18 protein-coding genes are annotated in these 22292 nt (G+C 54.4%); 13 read left to right on the forward strand and 5 right to left on the reverse strand.

Annotation, left to right across the window (positions count from 1 at the left end; translation table 11 throughout):
* Positions 1-6 precede the first annotated feature (6 nt).
* Entirely contained in the window at positions 7-1122 is a 1116-nt protein-coding gene (locus tag KTT_RS12035) for a lipid II:glycine glycyltransferase FemX (protein WP_126596203.1), read from the forward strand.
* Between the two features lie 62 nt (positions 1123-1184).
* Positions 1185-2342, forward strand: coding sequence for a lipid II:glycine glycyltransferase FemX (locus KTT_RS12040; protein WP_126596204.1), 1158 nt, complete (start codon positions 1185-1187; stop codon positions 2340-2342).
* Positions 2343-2479: 137 nt separating this feature from the next.
* On the opposite strand, the gene KTT_RS37400 is transcribed toward KTT_RS12040, so the two are convergent.
* The 5 genes from KTT_RS37400 to KTT_RS12065 form a co-directional block, all read right to left on the reverse strand.
* Positions 2480-6478 carry a tetratricopeptide repeat protein gene (locus KTT_RS37400; RefSeq protein WP_160145815.1) on the reverse strand — a complete coding sequence of 1333 codons (3999 nt, stop codon included), beginning with the start codon at positions 6476-6478 and terminating at the stop codon, positions 2480-2482.
* Positions 6479-6699: 221 nt separating this feature from the next.
* A complete protein-coding gene (locus tag KTT_RS12050) occupies positions 6700-7194 on the reverse strand; it encodes a YajQ family cyclic di-GMP-binding protein (protein WP_126596206.1) in 495 nt (164 codons plus the stop codon).
* 206 nt (positions 7195-7400) lie between these two features.
* Positions 7401-8786 carry a helicase-associated domain-containing protein gene (locus KTT_RS12055; protein ID WP_126596207.1) on the reverse strand — a complete coding sequence of 462 codons (1386 nt, stop codon included), beginning with the start codon at positions 8784-8786 and terminating at the stop codon, positions 7401-7403.
* A 5-nt stretch (positions 8787-8791) separates the two neighbouring features.
* Entirely contained in the window at positions 8792-9676 is an 885-nt protein-coding gene (locus tag KTT_RS12060; RefSeq protein WP_126596208.1) for a 4-hydroxy-3-methylbut-2-enyl diphosphate reductase, read from the reverse strand.
* Between the two features lie 186 nt (positions 9677-9862).
* Entirely contained in the window at positions 9863-10294 is a 432-nt protein-coding gene (locus KTT_RS12065; protein ID WP_126596209.1) for a hypothetical protein, read from the reverse strand.
* A 519-nt stretch (positions 10295-10813) separates the two neighbouring features.
* Between KTT_RS12065 and KTT_RS12070 the strand changes: the two genes are divergently transcribed.
* The 11 genes from KTT_RS12070 to KTT_RS12120 all read left to right on the forward strand — a co-directional run bounded on the left by KTT_RS12070 (position 10814) and on the right by KTT_RS12120 (position 22223).
* A complete protein-coding gene (locus KTT_RS12070) occupies positions 10814-11626 on the forward strand; it encodes a class I SAM-dependent methyltransferase (protein ID WP_160145816.1) in 813 nt (270 codons plus the stop codon).
* Between the two features lie 225 nt (positions 11627-11851).
* Positions 11852-12397, forward strand: coding sequence for an RrF2 family transcriptional regulator (locus KTT_RS12075; protein WP_371864852.1), 546 nt, complete (start codon positions 11852-11854; stop codon positions 12395-12397).
* Between the two features lie 21 nt (positions 12398-12418).
* Positions 12419-13243, forward strand: a complete 825-nt coding sequence (gene sufC, locus KTT_RS12080; protein WP_126596211.1) for a Fe-S cluster assembly ATPase SufC — start codon at positions 12419-12421, stop codon at positions 13241-13243.
* On the forward strand, positions 13236-14690 hold the full coding sequence (gene sufD / locus KTT_RS12085; protein WP_126596212.1) for a Fe-S cluster assembly protein SufD: 1455 nt from the start codon (positions 13236-13238) through the stop codon (positions 14688-14690). Before sufC ends, sufD begins: the two co-directional genes overlap by 8 nt.
* A 179-nt stretch (positions 14691-14869) precedes the next feature.
* Complete coding sequence (locus KTT_RS12090; RefSeq protein WP_126596213.1) at positions 14870-16150, forward strand: cysteine desulfurase; 1281 nt, start codon at positions 14870-14872, stop codon at positions 16148-16150.
* A gap of 34 nt (positions 16151-16184) precedes the next feature.
* A complete protein-coding gene (locus KTT_RS12095) occupies positions 16185-16589 on the forward strand; it encodes an iron-sulfur cluster assembly scaffold protein (RefSeq protein WP_126596214.1) in 405 nt (134 codons plus the stop codon).
* Between the two features lie 19 nt (positions 16590-16608).
* Positions 16609-16935, forward strand: a complete 327-nt coding sequence (locus KTT_RS12100) for a Rieske (2Fe-2S) protein (protein WP_126596215.1) — start codon at positions 16609-16611, stop codon at positions 16933-16935.
* Positions 16936-17096: 161 nt separating this feature from the next.
* Positions 17097-17696: a metal-dependent hydrolase gene (locus KTT_RS12105; RefSeq protein WP_126596216.1), complete on the forward strand. Its 600-nt coding sequence runs from the start codon at positions 17097-17099 to the stop codon at positions 17694-17696.
* 43 nt (positions 17697-17739) lie between these two features.
* Positions 17740-19515, forward strand: a complete 1776-nt coding sequence (locus tag KTT_RS12110; protein ID WP_126596217.1) for a DUF2079 domain-containing protein — start codon at positions 17740-17742, stop codon at positions 19513-19515.
* A gap of 82 nt (positions 19516-19597) precedes the next feature.
* Positions 19598-20098: a YggT family protein gene (locus KTT_RS12115; RefSeq protein ID WP_126596218.1), complete on the forward strand. Its 501-nt coding sequence runs from the start codon at positions 19598-19600 to the stop codon at positions 20096-20098.
* A 301-nt stretch (positions 20099-20399) separates the two neighbouring features.
* Positions 20400-22223 carry a peptidoglycan recognition protein family protein gene (locus tag KTT_RS12120; protein WP_126596219.1) on the forward strand — a complete coding sequence of 608 codons (1824 nt, stop codon included), beginning with the start codon at positions 20400-20402 and terminating at the stop codon, positions 22221-22223.
* Positions 22224-22292 lie beyond the last annotated feature (69 nt).

Consider the following 22292-nt stretch of genomic DNA (forward strand, 5'->3'; position numbering starts at 1 on the left):
TCTCACATGAGTATCACAATCCAGGAAATCCACGATCGCAAGCAATGGAATACCTTTGTGCTGAGTCAGCCCCACGGGCATTTTTTGCAGTCCTATGAGTGGGGCGAGCTTGGCCGCGAACTGGGTGAAAAGATCTACCGCCTGGGCGTCCTGGAAGATGGACGCCTGATTGGAACCATGCTCCTGACGGTATCCACGGTTCCATTGCCATTACCCAAACTACGCTCAACCTGGCTATATTGTGCACGCGGGCCGGTACTGGAGCGTATGGATGTCTCTACTCTGGCACTGCTTATGAAGCATGTAGCAATGATCGCGCAGCACGAACGTGCGGTTGTCTTACGCGTTGAGCCCAATATCGCTGATGACGATCCCAATCTTGATACCTGGCTGGCGGTGTACCATAAAGTGGGATTCTTAAGCAATCCTAATTCGGTGCACGGGCGGCGATCGTGGGTACTGGATATTCGACCTTCCGCCGAGCAACTCTATGCCAGATTTCTACCGGACTGGCAGAGCCGTATTCGTGAGGCGGAGCAGCAAGGGGTGGTGGTGCGTACCGCCTGCCTGCCACAAGACTTCGATGCTTACTATGAACTGATCAAGGCCTCCAGTGAGCGCAGCGATGTCTTCGTGCACGCTAAAGAGTATCACAGGCAAACGATGCAGGCCTTCGCCACCTCCCACTCCCACGATGCCGCTATTTTACTGGCTGAGCAGGATGGACAACTGCTGGCCGCGAAGATGATCTTACGCTTCGGTCAGTGGTGCTGGGATATGTTTACAGGGGAACAGGAGACGGAGAGCGCTCAACTGGCGAGATATTTGCTCCAATACCACGCCCTGCAATGGGCGCAACTGCGCGGATGCCACTTCTTTGATTTCCGCTCTATTCCCGACGTACTGGTGCCGGGTGAGGATTTATGGGAGGAGTACGAATATAAACGTGGCTTTGGCGGCTACTCCCGCCTGACCATGCCGACCCAGGATTATGTCTACCAACCACTGATCTATAAGCCATGGCGCAGACTGGTTGAGCTGGGTCGCGAGCAGCGCCACAAAGAGCGGCAGCATGCCCGACTGGAGTCTGGTATACCAGAAGTCTTATTGGATGTCGATTAAGCAGCGTAGAGGCAACAAAAAACGATCTAAAAACAACCTTATTGGTTATTGGAAGAGGACGTATGGAAGCTCGGATTATTCATGATCGCCAACAATGGAATGACTTTGTCATGTCATCCGTTTGTTGCAATGTGACGCAGACATATGAATGGGCGGAGTTTGGCTCATACCTGGGAGCGGAAGAGATGTTGCGGATCGGGGTGCTGGATGACGCCGGCCAATTATGCGCTGCGACCTTACTGGTCGTATCGCGGGTCCCGGTCCTCAAGCAGACCTATTTTTACGCGCCTCGTGGACCGGTGATCGATGATCCCGCCTCTCCCGCCATGACGGTTCTTCTCAACTACATCAAGGTAGAGGCGCGCAAGCGCCATGCCTTTATGCTCAAGATCGAGCCATCCGTCGAGGCGGACAACTTCAACTGGCTGACGGCCCTCAAGCGCCGTGGTTTCCGCGTCAATCCCGCCCACATGCATATCCGCAATGAGTGGGTGCTGGATATCCGACCCGATGAAAAGACTCTGCTGGCTGGCATGAAAGAGAAGTGGCGTTATAATATTCGCCTGGCCGGTCGCAAGGGCATTACTATTCGTCGTGGCGAGAGCCAGGCGGATATCGACGCGTTTTATCGTATTTATGAGACCACCAGCGAGCGTGATAAATTCTTCATCAACGACAAGGCGCTCTATAGCGACATCCTGCGTGTGCTGGGGGAGCAGGACCGGGCGGCGCTGTTCCTGGCCGAATACGAGGGGCAGCCCATCTCAGGCATTATCCTTTTGCTGGCGGGTCCCTGGGCTTATTATATGTATGGCGCCTCATCCAATGAGCACCGCGAAAAGATGCCCAACCATCTGCTGCAGTGGACCGGCATCCAGTGGGCGAAGCAGCACGGTTGTCTGTATTACAACTTCCGTGGTATCCCTGAAATTCTAGAGGAGGGGCAGGAGATGTGGGGAGTCTACCTCTTCAAGCGCGGCTTTGGTGGTCGACCCATGCTCTCCCTGGCCACGCACGACCTGGTGTATCAACCCTTTGTGTACCAGGCGTACCGCGCTATGCTCAATGTCAAGCATCGGTTGGATGCGCGGCGTGAGATGCGCCAGGCCAGCCACGCCACCCATGCCGCCCCACAGAAGCAGGAGCCAACCTCTGCACCAACACAAAACGGACGTGTGAGCGCTGCGGGTGAAAAACCTTTTGAAGACCGCAGGCGATGATCATGTGAGTCAGACACTCTATTCATGTGAAGTGACAGAACCCGCGTTGCGCGCCACTGGCGCGCAACGCGGGTTCTGTCACTTCACATGAATAGAGTGGGGGCGTCAGCGCCCCCAGGCCGGCGTAAGCCCTCCCTTTAGCGGGTGCGCAACTCCTGCAGGGTAGCCAGGCGCTCGCGAGCTATCGAGCTGCCAGGATTCACTTTGGCCAGATTGCGATAGACTCGGCTGGCCTGCTCGTATTCTCCGACTGACTGATAGGTCTGGCCGAGCATGTCGTAAGCCTCATAGTTTGAGCGATCAATGGTGATCAACTGCTGCAGGGCGGCGACCGCCTCCTTGACCTGCTGGGTCTCGAAGTAGTGGCGGGCGATCATCCCCTGATACCTGGCGGCATCCTGATTGCGACCCAACTGGAGGCAGAAGCCAACCACCTCGCGTAGCAGGTCCATCGACTCTGGATTGAGCTCGGCCGCCCGGAACAGGCTGCTCAGAGCCTCCTCGGTATCGCCCATCTTCTCATAGATGTTACCGATATTCTGTACGGCTTCGCCGGCCTTGTCCAGCTTACCCTGGCGCAGATAGATATCCGCCAGCAGGCGCAGTTCCGCCATACCTTCCTCAAGCAGGCCACGATTGACATAGATGTCGGCGAGCTCAGCATGGGCCCGTGTGTCCTGAGGAGCCAGGCGGACCATCTCCTTCAAAACATTGATCGCGTTATCGGTCTGACGATTGTTGCGATAGTGCTGAACGAGGTCCGCGTACTCCTGCAGCGCGCTATTGAGGTCTCCCTGGTGTGAGGCGATCTCAGACATGCTTGAGGCCACCTCATCCTGGACCGGTTTGACGCGCTGCAACTGACGCAAGATGGCCTGCATCTGCTCCTGTTGACCCGTACGGCCATAAGCTTTGGCCAGCTGGGTAGAGATCTCTACCTCGGGCGCGCGATGCTCCTCGCCATCCTCGCGGGGACGAGCCGCCCAGGTGGCCGGATCAAGCGACTGTGGCGACATGCGTACGCTTTGCAGTGCCTGTTCCAGCTGATTGATGGCGGCCTCGGGCTTACCCTGTGACAGCAGGGCCTGCGCCGAGCTGGCGCGGGCAAAGATCTCGACATGGCTATCGCGGGTCGCCTGGTTGTATTCCTCTACCGCGCGATCGAAGTAGCCGCACTGCTGATAAATCTGGCCCAGCGCGAAGTGAACATCGGCGTTGTTGGGATGGACCTCGGCGCTCTGGGTATACTCACGCACCACGGCCTGGGCGTGCTTCTGGCCCTCGCCGCGCAGCTGCCAGCGAATGCGCGACAGCAACTCCATGGTGTTTGCCCGTGGGGTGCCCAGGGTAGTGATCATCGCGATATGCCAGCGTACTAGAGCGGTAATATTGCGTGGATCGATCTGTAATACGCGCTGATACTCGGCCACCGCCTGCTGGGTGCGTCCCAGTTTCTGCAGGGCCAGCGCATAGTTCAGACGTGTTGGCACGTTGGTTGGACTTTCCTGCAACGCCTGTTCCAGCTCGGTCATCGCCCGGTCCATGTAGCCCAGGCGCAGATATGACTCGGCCGCCAGTGTACGCTCACGCAACAGATCCTCTTTATTGCCCTGATTGGACAGCATGCTGATCAGGCGCATGCGATAGGTAATATTATTTGGCTCCAACTGCAGGATGCGGCGATAGGTAGCGATCGCATCATCGATGCGCCCATTGACCACGTATGTATCAACCAGGATAGCGTACTTGGTGATCGCCTGCTCAATTTTGCCCTGGCGCACATAGATCTCGCACAATACCTGGTGCACATCCAGGTATTGCGGCGCGATATCGATGACGCGCAGACACTCTTCCATCGCCGGTGTCAGCAGGCCATGGTTGATATATTTCTGGATATCCTGCATCGAGCGCATAACCTGCATGCGAATGTTCTCGGGTAGCGCTGCGGTACTGGTGACCACGGCGTCCGCGACCTGGCCCATGCCTCGTGCGCCGGCCATCTGGTTGAGCAGATCCTCAAAACCGGGTTTAGGTTCCTGTGCCGGACGGGCCGGAGCGCTGGGCACCATCAGCTGTGGATCTTCGAAGACCGACGCCGCCAGAGGTGACTGCGCGTTCGGTACGGCTGGATATGCTTGAGGCGCCGGTGTGGGGGGAACCTGTGGCGGCATAACCGGTGGCGGGGTCGCCAGTGGTTGTGAGACTACAGGTGGCAACATAGGATCAGGTGGCGTAGCCAGTGGCTGCGACGGGGGCGCCATCTGTGCCGCCGGCTGCTGAGGCGCTGGCATCGGCGTAGACAGAGGCTGCGGCTGTTGTACCTGTGGCGTAGGCTGCGCTGGCGCCTGAGGTGCCAGTGGATCAAGCTCCTGTGACAGCACACGGGTTGAGTTTGGCTTCGCCTCATCCGTTAGCCAGGATGGGGCCGACTCCGCTTTTGGTGCGGCTGGCTGAGGGGCGCTCGGCTCCGCCGGAGCATGCGTCGGCGATGAAGCCTGCTGCTGCGCCGCCGGCTTAGGCGCATTCTGTGTCTTTTCTGAATCGTTGAGAATGCCAGTCAGCCAATCGGGTAGATCGCCGCCCGTGCTAGTCTGGTTGCCCGCCGATGTCGTATTGTTTGGGTTCGCGATACTATTGGCATTCATCTCCATCGTTGGTGCTTCTGGCACATCAGATGGGGGAAATCCTGCCTGGTCAGGAGGGGGTGCCTGCGTGACTCCGGCTGGTGGAGGTGTCGATGTACGCGTAGGAGTTGGTGCATTCTGCGCCTGCTGGAGCATGTATTCTACCTGGGCCACCTTATCATTCCAGCCGCGACTGCGCAAGAAACCGAGCAACGCATTATACACGGTGAGCGTCTGCTCCTGCTCACCCAAAAGCCGATGTGCTTCTGCCGCTTCCTGGCAGAGCTGGACCAGTTGATCCGACTCCTCAGCCGTCAATGCATCTAAGTTTACCCGATCGACCGCCTCATCAAAATGGATCGTGGCGGTACGCAGATCACCACGAGCCCTGTAACACTGCCCCAGCGCATAATAGCAAGACAGTGCGTAATCGGGATCATTCAGCAGGAGCTGAAACTGCTGGATTGCTTCATCCCAGCGTTGCTGTTCTTGATAAAGCCAACCTAAAAAATAGCGAGCATCTGGCCGGTCAAAGCCGCTCTCCAGGATCTGTTCACAGAGGTCTATAGCATCATTGAAACGGCCCTGGTTTTGAAATGTTTGCGCCTGCTGCAATGCCCCTGTGACCTGGTTGGCAGTAATTCGATTGCGAGGTGCTGAGTTCATCCCGTTTCCAGCCATTGCCGCTGATCCAGGATTGTTTACCCCACCAAAGTTACCCGCGCTACCCATGTTACCCATGATGCCAGTATTCCCTCCGCTTGTATTTTCCGATGTTACTGAACCGGTGAATGATTGATTGTTGACCAATGATGGATGCTGTACAGCTGGATGGTTATTCACAGGCTGACCAGCACCGGTCTCTATTTGCTTTGACGAAAATGCTCCACCCACCTCTCCAGGTGGAAACTGCGGGCCTGTCCCTCTTGCCAATATCTGGGAAAGCAATAATTGTGCCTGGGGATTGGCCCCATCTGCACGTAACACCTCTTCACAATGGACACGAGCCGGACCCGGTTCATTTTTGAGAAGATAGCCCTGAGCCGCCGCCAGGCGTTCCTGGAGCATCTGGGAGATATCTTTCTTCTCAAAATAATAGCTTGCCAGCCGCTCGTGAGGCTCGGGATTGCCGGGGGACAACTGAACTGCCTTTTGCCAGGCGGCCTCTGCACGCGCCCCCTGCCCGGCCTGCGAATAGAGATCAGCCAGATGCAGATATGCCTGGTAGGCATCATCGCGCCTATTCAAAATGACGTACAGTTCGGCGGTCTTGCTTAAAGCAATCACGTTGCTGGGGTCGCGCTGTAAAATATATTCATATTCGTGGAGCGCTAGCTGCCATTGCTTCATTTGCATATGGCAAAACCCTAGACCACTACGAGCTGTAGCATCTTCTGGGAACTCGGCGAGTGCTTTCTGGTATTCATGCATGGCTTCCGCCCAGTGACTATCCCAACGTTGGCGGTCGGCCGTGTTAATCGCTGCACTAAAGGCTTGTCTGTTCCCAGGCATGAAAGGTTCACTTTCTCGAATGAGCACACGAGGTAGCGACGCTCCTGCGTTTCTGCTCATATCGCGCCACTACGGATCGTGCTAACTGGTCTAGTCAAAACTAGGGTACAACAATTCAAAGGCATGGACACTTGTTTTGGTACTAAAGTACCTGTACATTTTTGTGTCGTATTGTACAGGAATGTCTTTTGGTCATTCCCCATGTGCCCATGCCTGAAGTGCTACCCTCGATAGTTGATAAAATCCAGAGGAATAGGGTAATCCTTCTGTTTAAGCAGAGCAATGACCGCCTGTAAATCGTCGCGGCTCTTGGCCAGGACCCGGACGGCGTCTCCCTGAATCTGCGTGCGCACCTTAGGGTAGGCCTCGCGAATGATTTTACTCAGCTCTTTTGCCTGTTCCTGCGTAATTCCTTGCTGTAGCTCAATAACCTGGCGCACCCGGCCGCCGGCTGCGCTCTCTTCTTTACCAGGTTTGAAGATCTTTAAAGACAACTTGCGGCGTACAGCTTTGGATTCCAGGATATCGCGTACACTCTTCAGCGACAGCTCGCTATCGGTTGTAATAGTAATAGAATCTTTCGCCTGCGCAATATCCGTTTTTGTATCTTTCAGATCGTATCGCGTCTGTACTTCGCGTCGAGCCTGGTCGATGGTATTTACCAGCTCTTGTTCGTCAAATTGCGATACTATATCGAATGAACAGTCACCTGCCATGAGAATCCTCTCTTTGTCGTATAGATTGGTACAATATGGCTAGTAGAGGAATACGCTACATCTTTAGCTATCTTCACGAGTCTAGACCTTCTCTGGCATTGTAGCGCATTTTGCCTCCTGTTTCCACTTTATCCCCCAAGTGGCACACAGCCTGTGGACAATCAAAAGGGATATACGTAAGTATAGTACATAGTACATCAATTGGCCTAATAGTAGTTGTGGCCCCTGTAGCGGCCCGGTTTGGAGAGACCGAGAAAGTTCGAGGAGATATTCTCTTTATCCAGCAGCAGCTGGATGCTCTGGTAGTTGATGTTGCCATTCTCATCGAACGGGATGGCCAGCACGGTTGGCGTTAGCTGGCGCACATTCATCTTGATCAGGGTGGGATGCTGAGAGAGGCGTGTCGCCGTCTCTTCATCTGATAGCTCCAGCAGCATCGCCTGTGAGATCGTCGCCTGTTTATGCTGCCGCACCCAGTCCTGCAGACTATAGACCACGTTCTGTGGCAATTCTTTCTGACTCAGCTCTCCCAATGTTGTCAACATCTTTTCGGCGTTGAAGCCGTGCTGGAGGGCGCGCAGGACGGAGCTCTGGGTCAGCAGCAGGGTACTGACCATCTGGATCTGCTTCACCTGTGTAAAGGACAGGAGGCTATAGAGGGTAGGAAGGTCCGGCTGCAGCAATAGGAGCTCATAATTAGGCTGAACGATCAGCGATTTCTGGAGCTCTGATATTTTTGCCGAGCCCTGCTTATCTGATTTATCCGATTTTGGCTTTATTATCCGCTCGATGGCCTGCTCGCCCAATTCAGTAATGCGGAAGGCGCAAGACGAGAGCAGCAACTTATTACCGTCGACCAGGGGATCATTCCCTACATCGACGACCCCCATCTCGATCAAAGAAGAGTACAGCATATTGATGAATGAGGGTGCGGCCTGGATGGCCCACTCCATGAAAAGATTTCTTTTATCGTTTTTTTTGGAGGCTCCTCTCTGGTATCCGGCGTAGTAAGATCCTCTCCACTGTTGCTGTTTGGCCAGTTCGGGATGATCCTCCCATATCTCGTGGACCAGGGATTCCACTGAATACCAGGCACCTGCGGGATATGCATAGAGCTGTTCGAGTAGCAGGGGACGTAGAGAATGACTGGAAGTATATGAATTATAGAAGTGGTTCCCCTGCTCCGGCACAGCTCTGGGTACGTCGATCCAACTGTAGCCTTCTTGCCAGCTCTCCAGTAGCTGGCAGGTTTGTTCCAGCACGTTCTTTTTCATCCACGGAGCGAGTCCAGGTCCTGGTGCTAAACGAAATTTAGTATTGTCGAGGGGTGGCTGTACCTGCATGATGATTTTGGCCTTAAGAAGGAAGCTCATCACCATATCGGTATAGATATCATTGTCGTTCCAGTCGAGGCGCTCCTGCCCCTTGAGCAGGGGGCGTATCTTCTTGGTGATACGCTTGGGGACATTGCCCTCCCTGGTCAGCTCAATGGTAGTCTGGTAGACCGCGTTGACGAGTGTTGCCACATCGTAGAGGAACGCGGTCTCTCCTGTTGTAATCTGTTGAGGTTTGGCTGCAAGTTTCTCTTGCATATATTTTATGCTTCTACTGGATATTGCTCCAGATAACGAATCACCTCGCGTGTGAGCTGGCTGGGGGTTGAGGCACCGGCGGTCACCGCGACGCGTTTCTTGCCTTTAAGCCAGGCCGGGTCTAATTGCGACAGGTCCTCGATGCGTACCGCTGGTACCCCGGCTAACTCCTCGGAAACCTGAACCAGGCGATTGGTATTATTGCTGCGTGGATCACCGACCACGATGGTCAGGTCCGCGCCACGCGCCTGAGCGGCCACCGCCTCCTGTCGCGTCTGCGTGGCGGCACAGATATCGATGTGCACCTCGGCCTGTGGATAGCGCTCCTTAATATACTCGATCACGCGGCGCGTATCCCATTGTGACAGGGTAGTCTGGGTGGAAACGGCGATCTTCTGTTGCTGCTCGGGCGTTAGTTGTAGCGCATCAACGTCAGCCTCAACCTCAACGAGGCTGACATGACCGGGAATCTCACCCATCACACCTTCGGGCTCGGGATGGCCTTTCTTGCCCACGTAGAGGATGTAATAGCCACGGTTCACCAGGTCTTTGACCAGGTCATGTGTTTTTGTGACATCAGGACAGGTCGCGTCGATGCAGTGCAGGCCGCGTGCCTGTGCGCGCCGTTTGACTTCGGGCGAGACCCCGTGGGCGGTGAAGATGATTGTGCCCGACTCCACCTGCTCTAGAATGGCCGCGCGATTGGGACCATCCAGCGTGACGACACCCATCCCCGTCAGCTCATCGATGGCATGGCGGTTATGAATAATTTGACCAATAATGTAGATGGGACGTGGCAATGCTTCATCTTTGGCCGCCTTGCGCGCGATGGTCAGCGCGTCAACGACACCATAGCAATAGCCACGGGGTGAGATTTTTATAACTTCCATTCGTTTTCTTCCAAATAGCTGGCTGATTATGCGGCCCTCACACGATACGAGGGTGATTCCAGATTTCTCAAGTTCCTATTATACACTGATATCGTGCACCAATGAAATTGGGTAGCAAAAATTTTCCATGGTACCTCTCTCCCCGCCAACGGCGGGGAGAGAGGTACCATGGAAAATTTTTGCACTTTAAGATGCTTTGATGGCAGTTTTGCAGAGGATGCGACGCAGGTCTTCGGGCGTGTACAGGCAGACGGCGGGTAGGAGTCCGGCCAGCTCTTCGACGGACGTGGTTGGCGCGAGATCAAAGATCAGCAGCGGGGTACGCCTACCCTCGCAGCCCTTTGCGATTGTGGCTGCGGTCAGATATGGGATCGCTAGGCGCTGGCCCTCAAACCTGGTGATCGCGGGTGTGTAGATCAATAGCTGGACATAAGGAAGAATATAGGGGGCGCGTTCCGGCGTCTCCTCCTGATAGATATACTTCATTCTCTCTTGTCGCAGTAATGTTAGATACGGGTAGCGTTGCTCTTCAGGACCTATTAACAATGCGGAACGACCCTGCAATCCACCAAGGCAAGCGTCTGCGATGGACAGCACCTCCGGTGCTATGTCTTGCATTGATATTCTCCTCTGTCATCGGTAGCTATTCATTCTGGTTTGCAATTAAACGCGATCGTAAACGCCGCCGGGTCGCGAACCACTGTAGGCCGCGCCACAACTGTTGTCATATGGCTGATTTCAGAAGCTCACACCTCATCCAGGGAGTGGCGCTTATCCATATGTTTTTACAATTTACAACCTGCTGTAGTATCCCTATACATACTATCGCAAGATCCGCTAGCTTGCCATCAGGTACTTGCTGTATTTTCTTCTACGGTGTCATACTCCTGCTGTGGTGAGGTTCTGGCTGGTTGTTCACAGATCGACGTGAGGCCTGTGAGGCGTACTGGCATACCTTGCGCTGTCGTAGGTGCATATGCTAATCTCTACACTGGTGCCCTCAGGTGTCCCCAATCTTTTACTGTATTATATGGTACGCGTACCAAACCGTGGCCTCGCATGGATAATACTATGAATATGGATGCTATCCTGGAGGTTATTTGTTGCGCAAGTCATTATGACAAGGACTTAACAATCATGCCCTACGCGATGGGTGAATATTACGAGCAGGTCAACGATTATGACCTGGAATACCAGAGTCAGTCAGAGCAGGATCTGCCTTTCTGGCGTGAATTAGTGATGCGCTATACGCCGAGCCGGGTACTTGAGCTGGCGTGTGGCAGTGGACGTATCGGCCTGGAGCTTCTGCATGCCCCCGGCAATTTTGTACTCGAAGGTCTGGATATTGAGCAGGGGATGCTGGATGCCTACCAGCGCAAACTGGCGCGTGAGCCCGAAGAGATCCAGCAGCGCGCCATCCTTCACCATGGTGATATGTGCGATTACGATCTAGAGCATAAAGGTCAGTTCGACCTTATTTTTCTGCCCTTTAACTCGATCTGCCACCTGTATGAAATCGAGCAGCAGCTGTGCGCGTTTCGGACTACGTATGAGCATCTCGCTCCCGGCGGCCACTTTGTCGTGGATACCTTTCTACCCGATATCGATTATCTCAGCGATGCCCTCAACCGTCCCTCAACCGTCTATCTGGAAGATGAGATTGAGTCGCCTGATGGCGAGTTCACCATGCTCTTGTATACCACGCGCAAATATGATCCTCATGAGCAGCTTCAGCATATCACCTGGACGCACGAGAAGTTTTTCGAGAGCGGCGAGAATGAGCGCTACCTCTCCAAACTGGATATGCACCTCTTTTTCCCACGTGAACTGCAGATGCTCTTTATCTCGACCGGCTTTAGTGTTGAAGCCATCTATGGCGACTACCTCTGGAAACCCTTCGGCAAAGGATCCAGACAAATTGTCGTTGGCCGCAAACCAAAGCACAATTAATACATTCATTTGTGATAAGCGGGGTGCAATACGTGCGCATATGCGCACGTATTGCACCCCGCTTATCACAAATGAATGTATTGAAAAATAATTGCCCGCAACACATGTGATCAGCATGCGTGCGGGCAGTTGACGCTCACTGGTGCAGGTGCTAGAATATATCCTAGTGAACAGGTCGGATTAATTGATTATGTGAACAGGCGATATGCCAGGAAGGGAGAAACCATGATGTTGCGTGTATCTACAAAAGGTGAATATGGTGTACGGCTCATGGTTGATCTTGCCCGTCACTATGGTGGTCGCCCTCGTTCGCTTACCGATATTTCTCAGGCCGAAACATTGCCACTGGCTTATCTGGAGCAACTGGTAAAGCTGCTGCGAGAGGCCGAGCCTCCACTGGTAATGAGTACTCGCGGTGCCCATGGCGGCTATAAACTGAGCCGTCATCCAGCTGAGATTACGATGGGTGAAGTGGTGCGTGTGTTAGAAGGCCCGATCGCTCCCATGATTTGTGCGACAGAGGGAGAAATGACCCAGGTTTGTAATTTTTTAGAAGCCTGTAAGACGAAATATCTGTGGACAAAAGTACGTGATGCGGTAGCTCAGACGCTAGATTCAATGACCTTAGCAGAGCTGGCGGCTGTCTCTTCTAGTGAGAACGGTGCGGCTGCACAATTCATTGCACTCTCAGACATTCACGTGGGCCTGGGTTCACAACAACTCTGTCTACCTGCTAAGGACGGCGAAACTGAAGTTCGTCCCCTACCATAAAAGGAAGGTGTTTTTGGGTATATGGCATCTGAACTGATAATTAAAAATTTACATGCCAATATTGAAGGTAAACCGATTTTGCGTGGCGTTAACCTTACTGTGCGACAGGGCGAGATCCACGCATTGATGGGACCAAATGGCTCTGGTAAAAGTACATTGTCGAACGTCATTATGGGTAACCCCAAATATGAAGTGACCGACGGTGAGATCTGGTTTAAAGGCGAGAATATTCTGGAATATTCGCCCGATCGGCGTGCGCGCATGCGCCTCTTCCTGGCTTTCCAGTATCCAATGTCGATTCCGGGTGTGAGCGTAGCTAATTTCTTGCGTCGCTCCCTGGAAGCCGTACGCGAGGGGAACAAGCCCCTTGAGGAGGGCGAGAATCCTAGCGGTAAGATGGGCAAGCGCCGCACGGTACCCCCTGGTGAGTTCCGCAAACTGCTGCAGGAGAAGATGAAACTGCTGCGTGTTGATAACAGTTTTATTAACCGCTCCATTAACGATGGCTTCTCCGGTGGTGAGAAGAAGCGCGCCGAGATCCTGCAGATGGCTTTGTTGGAGCCAGAGATTGCATTGATGGACGAGACCGACTCTGGTCTGGATATCGATGCGCTGCGCATCGTCTCTGAGAGCGTCAACGCTCTGACCGGACCCAACCTGGGCATTCTGCTGATCACGCACTACCAGCGTATGTTGAACTATATCAAGCCAGACTTTGTGCACGTGATGTTCAACGGCCGCATCGTGAAATCCGGTGGCCGCGAACTGGCTCTGGAGCTCGAAGAAAAAGGTTACGAGTGGCTGCGTCCAACTGAAGAAGTGAGTGAGGAGACTGTAGATGCTTAACACGTTGGCTCCAGGGTTTTCCCGTGCTGCGGTAGAAGAGTTATCGCGTTACAAGGGGGAGCCAGAGTGGATGCTACAGTTGCGTCTGCAGGCATGGGAAACCTATGAGAATACTGAGGCTCCCCTCGGTCGCCGTGGCGATCTGGGTACCATCAGGACGGTGGCCGGTTTTAACTTTCAGCAGTTGAAACCTTTTACCGCTGTTGAGAAAGATGCCGCGCTGCCCGAGAAGGTGCAGAATTCGCTGCAGGCCTCGCTGGTCAATGAGCGTTCAGGTCTGATTGTGCAGCTCGACTCAACGGTGGTGCATACCGAGTTGAGTGATGAGCTCAAGCAGCAGGGTGTCATCCTGACCGATCTGGATACCGCTGTACGCGAGCACGCCGAGCTGGTGCGCGAGTATTTCATGACTCGCTGCGTCCCTGCTGGTAGCAGCAAATACACGGCCCTGCACGCCGCCTTCTGGTCCGGTGGCTTCTTCCTCTACGTACCAAAGGGCGTCGAGATCGAGGCTCCTATGCTGGCGCAGGTGTGGGTCAACCAGCCGCTCTCCGCTGCCTTCTCCCATTCGCTGATCATCGCGGAAGAGCAGAGTAGCGTACGCTTTGTGCAGGAGTATAACTCTACCGTCGCGGGCGAGGACCCATCCCTGCTGAGTGACGTGGTGGAGGTCTTTGCCAAACGCGAGGGTCGGGTCGAGTTCAGCAATCTGCAGGACCTGGGACAGAACATCTGGAATATCACCAATAAGAACGCGGTGTTTGAGAACGATGGCAGCGTGACGTTTGTCCTGGCCGATCTGGGTGCCGGGGTGAATATGGCCACGATCGGTGCTGGTCTGCAGGGCAATGGCAGCGCGGGCGAACTGGTGGGGGTTTTCTTTACTGACCACGATCAGCGCTACGTGATTAACACGCTCTCCGACCACGTGGGCCTCTCGACCAACGCCGAGACCCTGGTTAAAGGCGTCTTGACCGATAACTCGCGTGTCGAGTTCGACGGCATGATTCGCGTGCGTCCGGGGGCGCAGCAGACCGCCTCGTTCCTGTCGGCGCATGGATTGCTGCTGAGCAAGAAGGCGCGTGGTGAGTTTATTCCTGGCCTGGAGATCGCCGCTAACGAGGTGAGCGCCAGCCATGGTGCTACCAGCGGCCAGATCGATGAAGAGCAGCTCTTCTACCTGATGGTCCGTGGTATCTCGCGGCCTGAAGCGGAGCGCATCATCGTACAGGGCTTCTTCGAGCCGGTGCTACAGCGCATCCCCGTAGAAAACTTGCGTATTCGCCTGCGTCGCAGTATTATCAGCCGCATGAGTGGTGCTTATGAGACGGAGGCCGATACCTGGGTTGATGCTCAAGAGCGCTGGGAGATCGAAGGCGTTGACGAAAATGCCATCAGTCTGGATGGTAATCCCGAAGACGACGAAATCAAACTGGCTGAATACTAAGACTAAGGGTCGTATGAACACGTTGTTTGTTTGAGGGCGACCACAAGCTGGCTAAAAAACTAATCATGTGGGGTGAAGGTGAGCGCTTGCGATCACCTGCCCCGGTGGTTGTTTATCTCTCCTACCCTTTCTTGTCTCTCGCCCTCTTTTTGAGAGAAATAGTAAGGGTTTGTTGTCCTATGGTTATATCCAATAACTCCATACCTGTCACCGCCGATGTGACATCCTTCTCTGGTCGCAGCATAAATGAGGTGCGCCAGGATTTTCCTATCCTTGCACGTCAGGTGCATGGCAAGCCCTTTGTCTATCTGGATAGCACCGCCAGTTCGCAGAAACCACAGTCCGTCATTGATGCCCTGAGCGACTATTATAAGAACTATAATGCCAATGTGCATCGCGGCGTCTATGAGGTCAGTGAAGAGGCGACGGCGGCCATGGAAAAAGCGCGGGTCAAGATCGCCCGCTTCATCAATGCACGCCAGAGCAAGCAGATTATCTTTACCCGCAATACTACCGAGAGCATCAATCTGGTGGCCCACACCTGGGGAAGTGCCAACATCGGGCGCGGTGACCTGATTATCCTGACCGAGATGGAGCACCATAGCAACCTGGTCCCCTGGCAACTGCTGGCGCAGCGCACCGGCGCCCGGCTCGAATTCGTGCCCGTGAGCGATGATGGTCTGCTGCGGTTGGATATTTACGCGGAGCTTCTGACGCAACAACCCAGGCTGGTGGCCTGCACGCAAATGTCTAACGTGTTGGGCACGATCAACCCGGTGCAGGAGATGATTGCCCAGGCCCATGCCGCCGGCGCGTTGGTCCTGGTCGATGCCGCTCAGAGCGTCCCCCATCTACCGGTTGACGTGCAGGCACTTGACGCGGACTTCCTTTGCTTCAGCGCGCACAAGATGCTGGGACCCACTGGCATCGGCGTGCTCTACGGCAAGAAGGCTCTGCTGGAGGCGATGCCTCCGTTTATGGGTGGTGGAGACATGATTCGTACTGTCCATTTACGCGAGTTCACCGCCAATGATCTGCCCTGGAAGTTCGAGGCCGGCACCCCCGCCATCGCCGAAGCGGTTGGCTTTGGCGCGGCCATCGATTATCTGAAGGCATTGGATATGGAGGCGATCCGCCAGCACGAACGCGAGATTACAGCCTACGCGCTGGAGAAACTGCAAGAGGTGCCCGATATCAAAATCTATGGTCCCTCGGCCGATCAACGCGGCGGCGTCATCTCTTTTACTCTGCCAGATATCCATCCCCATGACCTGGCATCGATCCTGGACCAGGAAGTGGGCGTGGCTATTCGCGCCGGACACCATTGCGCGCAGCCGCTTATGGAGCGCTATGATCTGGCCGCCACCGCGCGTGCCAGTTTCTATATCTATACCATCAGGGAAGAGATCGATATACTGGTGCAGGGTCTACAAAAAGCTCAAGAAATCTTCCGTTTCTAATGTGCATCCTAAAATACGAAAGGGGCAGGCGCATATGTCCATGGATTATCGCGAATACATTCTGGATCACTATCGAGATCCACGCAATTATGGAAAACTGGAGCATCCCGACGTTCACTGTGAAGACTCAAATCCTCTCTGTGGCGATCAGCTAGGCATAGATCTACAGTTTGAGGGTGATCGCGTTACCGCCGTTCGTTTTCAAGGACGCGGCTGCGCTATCAGCCAGGCTTCGGCCTCGATGCTCTCGGAGATGATCGAGGATAAGAGCGTGGAAGAGGTGATCGCGCTGGGCAAAGATGACGTGCTGGAGGCGCTGGGTATTCCTATCAGCCCGGCTCGTACCAAGTGCGCCTTCTTATCGCTGCGCGTCCTGCACCGAGCCCTGGCGATGGCCGGGCTGGAACATCCCAAAGAAGACGAAGACGAAGAAGAGTAAGGGTTAGAAGAAGATATCCATGTCCGAAGAGTTCTACAAGGCCGCTGAGCTCCGCGACCTGCGTGAAGGCAAGCTATATCCGGTAGAGGTAGATGGTGAGCCAGTCTGCCTGGTCAAGTTGGAAGGGATCGTTTACGCCTTTACCGACAACTGCACGCACATCAGTGGTCCCCTCAATCAAGGGGACTTCGATGGCTGTGCCGTCACCTGCCCCTGGCACGGCGCCCGCTTTGATGTGCGCAGCGGCAAGGTTCTACGTGGTCCTGCGCGGCAGGACATCTACACCTATCCAGTCAAAGTAGAGGGCGAAGATATCTACATCGGCCTCCCTCCTGAAGAAGAATAAACCAGCGTGTTCACGAAAAAGGAGCGGGCGGCGTCACACGCCGCCCGCTCCTTTTTCGTGAACACGCATCATACTATTCTCAGCTGCTATTGACAGTTGTAGAAGAGCACCATACAATTTCTGTGACATAATCTATTTTCTCGCCATTGAAAGGATGTTACATGCAAGGTCGCTCACATCTCTTAGTTGGCCTCGCCGCGGGTGTTGTCATCGATAGCATATTTCATCTAAGCGGTCCGCCGCTCACGGGGGCACATGAGGTTTCCCTGAACCTGCTGGTCGATAAAGGGGTCTATTACTTTGCCGTCGGGTTGGGCGCGCTCCTGCCTGATATCGATAATGCGCGCAGCACTCTGGGCCAGAAGCTGGGCGTGATCAGCAAAGGTATTCAGAGACTGGCGGGACATCGCACATTTTTTCATAGCTTAATGGGGTTGGCCTTTGGCTCATTGCTTGCCATCGGTCTGGAACGAGTGGTAAGCTATCTGCTGGAATTACGAGGGTACCAGTTTCCCGCGCACTTTGTTTCCAGCTCGCATGTCTTCTTCTTTGGCGTCCTGTTTGGCTGCATCTTCCATATCGCGGCGGACGCTCTGACGCTGGGAGGCGTGCCGTTGCTCTGGCCTCTCAAACAGCGTTTTGGTTTTCCCCCCGACTCTCACTGGCGCTTCCGCACGGGGAGCTGGCCCGAATTTGTGATTGTCTGGGTGATTATGATTTTAGTCGCTTTAGGTGTTTATAATTCAGTGATAGCGATTTAATGCTATTAAATGCGCGCATACCGCACGTGTATTCAGGAATGACATGATAAAACGTGTAAGCTTTGGTTCATACTTTTCACTATTGGCACAAAAACGTATCGCCTGGTTGCTCCTGGCGCTGATGGTAGTTGCCTATATTATCATACTGGGCTATCAATCCGTCCTGCGCTACGCTGTGTTTAAGGCTACGGCTTTCGACCTGGGAAATATGGACCAGGCAACCTGGAATACGCTGCATGGCCATTTCGTAGAATTTACCAATCATTCAGATAACTGGTACGGGGCGCCGATTCGCCTGGCCCAGCACGTAGAGCCGATCTTTCTGCTGCTGGCCGGACTGTATGCTTTCGGTGCCGATCCGCGTATCCTGCTGATCTTCCAGACCGTCATGCTGGCGGCCGGGGCCGTGCCGGTCTTTTTGCTGGCGCGCAAGTCGCTGCCGACGCTGCCGCTGCTGGCGCCTATCATGGTGCTCGGCTATCTGCTGGCGCCCGCTGTCCTGGGTGAGAATCTCTTCGACTTTCATCCCGTGACCCTGGTGACACCACTCTTTCTCTTTGCTGTATTGGCGTTGACCTATCGCAAACTGGTCTGGTTTGTGATTATCTGTATCCTGGCGGCGGCCTGTAAAGAAGAGATGGGGGCTGTGGTGGCCTTGCTAGCGCTGGTAGCGATCTGGAAGTACCGCATTCCGCGCCTGGGAGCGGTAATTTTTGTCGGAGGCATTGTCTGGACCCTGCTGGCATTCCTGGTCATCAAGCCGCACTTTAATGTGGGGGCGCAGCAGGATAACTACTGGTATCGCTACGAGGCGCTGGGACCCTCCCCGGTAGCAGCCATCTTCAACATTCTGGGCCATCCCTGGATCGTCTTTGGTGTTCTGATTACGCTGGACCGTATTTACTACCTGGCCAGCCTGCTACGCAGTACCGGTTTTATCGCCCTGCTGGCCCCCGAATGGCTAATTCCCACCTTGCCCTCGCTGGCCATCAACCTGCTGACCTCCGAATCGTTTCAGCACAACGGCGTCTACCACTATCACGCGGCCATCATCCCCTTTGTGATTATCGCCGCCATTCATGGCACTCGGCGCATCTACTATTACTGGTATGGACTGCGCGAAGAGACGGCCGAGCAGCAACTCTACCGCGAAGAGGTGGCGCTGGGCCGCAAGGCCTATGGTCCTGCCAAACCACTGCCGGGCACCGCCGCTCTGCTGGGCTGGCTGAGGAAAAGCGCTGTCCGCGTCTGGTCCTGGTTAACCACGGGCTGGCGCTGGCTGGTGGCCCTTCTGCGCCTATCAACGCTGCTCAATGGCTGGCAGAGGCGCAGGAAGCTCATGCGCCTGCGTGTGAAGGACCTTGCGGCCTATATGCCCGCGTCCTGGCTACAGGGTGCCCTGTCAGTCTGGATCGTCTGCATGATCGTATTAAATATTGTAGTGATCTGGCCGCTGTTAAATAGCTTTCTGGCCGATCACACCCCGGGTCCGCGTGAGCAGCACATCCAGCAGTTACTGAACATGATCCCGCCCGACGCGGTTGTATCGGCGGGCGGCAATATCAATCCGCACCTGACAGAGAGACGCTATGTGACGGTATTCCCCGAGCTAACCGTGGCCACCTTTACGCGCGGCCAGGATAAGCTGGTGGATTACGTAATTGTTGATCTGGATAATGCATCGCCTGAAAATAAAGCTTTTTCGAATAACTTTCTGGATGTATTAAATCAGATACAGCGCACAGGAGAATTCAGGCCGATTGCACAGGCGGACGGAGTTATACTGCTGGTAAGAGAAAAAAATATAGCGCAGCGGTAAAAAAGAGTGTTATAATTTGCGTGGTATATGCTGTTATTCCGTGTTTACGCGAGCTTGACTTTACAGATGAGAGGATTGCAGGATGCCTAATAATCCGTATCCCGATGAACCTACTCGTGCCCAGCCACCGACTGATGTACTACCTCAGCGCGAGCGTATGGCGGACCTGCCAACCAGGTCCGCGCCACCACCTATGTCTTCAGCGCCTCAGCGCGAGACGGATGCAGAGGTCGAGAACGCAGAGACACGCCAGGAAGAGGCGCGAACGGTTCGTTACGCCATTGGAAAATTAAACGACTTTCTGCAGTGGTTCCTGGTCGTACTTGAGGTAACGCTGGCCATACGTTTCTTCCTGAAGCTGATCGGTGCATTGCAGGCCAATTTATTCGTGGGCTTTTTGTACTCGTTGACAGATATTGTCCTATTCCCATTTGCCAACATCGTCAATTCATTGAAGGTGCAGGGTGGTCAGGAATTTGAGTGGTCAACGCTGATCGCTATGCTCATCTACTGGTTGATCTTCTGGGCTGTGCGGCGCTTCCTGAGCATCCTTATCTCCAGCCCCGAAGACCCCACCAGCTAACCGCACTCATACGTTTTTCATCAACGGCCAATACTGCCCGGTCCCGTCGCATATTCACGCGGCGGGATCGGGCTTTTTTTATTGGAAAATGGTGCCGTTGGTGGAACGAGCGCGCCCGGGCACGGGGCTGCTGCGCGGTATAAGCCGGGGCAAGCCCGGCACCTACGACCCTCGTTAACACTACCATTACCATTATGATGGTGCCCAAAAACGGACCAACTGGTCCGTTTTTGGGCACCATCATAATGGTAATGGTAGTGTTAATACTATTTCTTTGCATTTCAGAGAAAGAGCCTCTTTTATGTGCATACAAAAGCTGCTCAGGTTATCTCGCTCGTGTATTATAATTGTGCTTGTCGCATTACTGGTCATCGCTGGAGGGTTGAGGGGAATGTGGAACGGCCAGCCGACGCGGGCGGCTAGCAATATCAACCAGGTTTTCGCGCAGGCCGCTGCTGATTTCGCTGTGCCAGTTCCTCTGCTGAAAGCGCTCTGCTACATGGAGGGTCATCTGGGCAACCATGGAGGAACGGCCAGCATCGATGGAGGATATGGGTGTATGCACCTGATGGCGACGCGGGACAGTGATAGCCTGACGTTAGCTGCTAGAGATCTCAAAGTTGATCCAGCTCTCCTCAAAACAGATCTGGCCACCAATATCAGGGGAGGAGCGTCCGTCCTGCGCGACTACTGGGGGCAGCTTTTTCCCGGCCGCGCTCCCGCCACGTCCCTGGATGCCTGGTATGGAGTATTGAGCGCGTACAGTGGCGCCTCCACGCTCTCAGTAGCTCATATGTATGCCGATGCCGTTTATAAGCTCGTTAACCGGGGATTTGTGGCGCGCGCGGAGACGGGTGAGATCGTTACCCTGGCGGCTCAACATGTGGTGCCGCGCATCACTGCCGCCCTTTCTCATGCTGCAAAATATACACCAATTGGCGCTATGGCGCTCATGCAACCGGATAGTGCGTTCCTGCCTCACGGCTGCTCGCGCACAGGTGATACTGATTATCCGGGCGCCATCAATTGCATCCTGGACCCTGATAAATTTGACTGCAATAGCGTCGATGACAACGATCCTTGTAACTATGAAAGCGCCGTTCGTCCGGCGGACTATCCCGTTGATTTTGTGGGCATCCATGATGCCGAAGGAAGCCTCGTTGACACTATTAACTATTTTCACAACGTCAACAGCGCTGTCAGCAGCCATTATATCGTGGATACCGATGGCACGGTCTATCAGATCGTGCATGATAACGACATCGCCTACCACATAGGCAACTACTGGTATAATCAGCACGCTATCGGCGTTGAACACGTTGGTTATGCCGCCACGGGCTATCAATGGTACAATACCGCCATGTATATGTCTTCCGCCAGACTGGTCGCCTACCTGCTCAACAAATACCACCTGCCGCTTGATCGTTCCCATGTCATTGGCCATGGGGACGTGCCCGCGCCCTCTGTCGCCCTGATGCCTAACCATGTGGATCCTGGTCCCTACTGGCTCTGGGGTTATTACTTTAACCTGATCAACGCCATGGGCGTCCCCTTTGCGCATAATACCGCCTTCAGCACGAACGTCATCTCTATCGATCCGCCATTTGATCGTCTGCCTGTTGGACAGGGGGGACACGAAACGGCGGCCAATTACAACTTCTTCTCCCTCTACAACGGACCCGGTACGGACACAGGATTGATCCCCCACGCGGGCAACAGCACAACAGATGAAACCAGCAACATTGGGCCCGGTGTCAGCTACGCCTATACCGCAGTCGTCAAGGACCAGGCTGGTACCGGCATGACCATGTATCGCATCTGGTATGGCGTTGAAGCCCACCTCAAAGATAAAAAGCCGAGCCGATTATGCAGCGCTCGCCAGGCCTGGTTGGCGGTTCCAGCATATGCCGTCAATCGCGGCATCGGGATGGCGGTAGTGCTGGGAACCGCGACCAAAGTATATAGCAAGCCCGAGCAGAAGAGCGACGATCAGATCGGTGACGCGCCCCAGGGAGCTATCTTCGTTTCCGGACTCGGAGTACTGAACGATAAAAACATTTACTGGTACGAGATCAACTTTAATCATCGTCAGGCCTGGATACCTGAGAGCGCCGTCACCCTCTAGAACACGCACATCGTCATTAAAATTTGGAGCAATCTACCACACTGGCAAGCAATGTGATATACTTTTTGC

Origin of the sequence: Dictyobacter aurantiacus, assembly GCF_003967515.1 — a bacterium.
In the GTDB taxonomy this organism is placed as follows: Bacteria; Chloroflexota; Ktedonobacteria; order Ktedonobacterales; family Ktedonobacteraceae; genus Dictyobacter; species Dictyobacter aurantiacus.

Bases quoted from the DNA above. Each gene is read 5' to 3' on its own strand.
- KTT_RS12035 (WP_126596203.1), top strand. From the start codon at position 7: ATGAGTATCACAATCCAGGAAATCCACGATCGCAAGCAATGGAATACC.
- KTT_RS12040 (WP_126596204.1), top strand. From the start codon at position 1,185: ATGGAAGCTCGGATTATTCATGATCGCCAACAATGGAATGACTTTGTC.
- KTT_RS37400 (WP_160145815.1), bottom strand. From the start codon at position 6,478: ATGCCTGGGAACAGACAAGCCTTTAGTGCAGCGATTAACACGGCCGAC.
- KTT_RS12050 (WP_126596206.1), bottom strand. From the start codon at position 7,194: ATGGCAGGTGACTGTTCATTCGATATAGTATCGCAATTTGACGAACAA.
- KTT_RS12055 (WP_126596207.1), bottom strand. From the start codon at position 8,786: ATGCAAGAGAAACTTGCAGCCAAACCTCAACAGATTACAACAGGAGAG.
- KTT_RS12060 (WP_126596208.1), bottom strand. From the start codon at position 9,676: ATGGAAGTTATAAAAATCTCACCCCGTGGCTATTGCTATGGTGTCGTT.
- KTT_RS12065 (WP_126596209.1), bottom strand. From the start codon at position 10,294: ATGCAAGACATAGCACCGGAGGTGCTGTCCATCGCAGACGCTTGCCTT.
- KTT_RS12070 (WP_160145816.1), top strand. From the start codon at position 10,814: ATGCCCTACGCGATGGGTGAATATTACGAGCAGGTCAACGATTATGAC.
- KTT_RS12075 (WP_371864852.1), top strand. From the start codon at position 11,852: ATGATGTTGCGTGTATCTACAAAAGGTGAATATGGTGTACGGCTCATG.
- sufC (WP_126596211.1), top strand. From the start codon at position 12,419: ATGGCATCTGAACTGATAATTAAAAATTTACATGCCAATATTGAAGGT.
- sufD (WP_126596212.1), top strand. From the start codon at position 13,236: ATGCTTAACACGTTGGCTCCAGGGTTTTCCCGTGCTGCGGTAGAAGAG.
- KTT_RS12090 (WP_126596213.1), top strand. From the start codon at position 14,870: ATGGTTATATCCAATAACTCCATACCTGTCACCGCCGATGTGACATCC.
- KTT_RS12095 (WP_126596214.1), top strand. From the start codon at position 16,185: ATGTCCATGGATTATCGCGAATACATTCTGGATCACTATCGAGATCCA.
- KTT_RS12100 (WP_126596215.1), top strand. From the start codon at position 16,609: ATGTCCGAAGAGTTCTACAAGGCCGCTGAGCTCCGCGACCTGCGTGAA.
- KTT_RS12105 (WP_126596216.1), top strand. From the start codon at position 17,097: ATGCAAGGTCGCTCACATCTCTTAGTTGGCCTCGCCGCGGGTGTTGTC.
- KTT_RS12110 (WP_126596217.1), top strand. From the start codon at position 17,740: ATGATAAAACGTGTAAGCTTTGGTTCATACTTTTCACTATTGGCACAA.
- KTT_RS12115 (WP_126596218.1), top strand. From the start codon at position 19,598: ATGCCTAATAATCCGTATCCCGATGAACCTACTCGTGCCCAGCCACCG.
- KTT_RS12120 (WP_126596219.1), top strand. From the start codon at position 20,400: ATGTGCATACAAAAGCTGCTCAGGTTATCTCGCTCGTGTATTATAATT.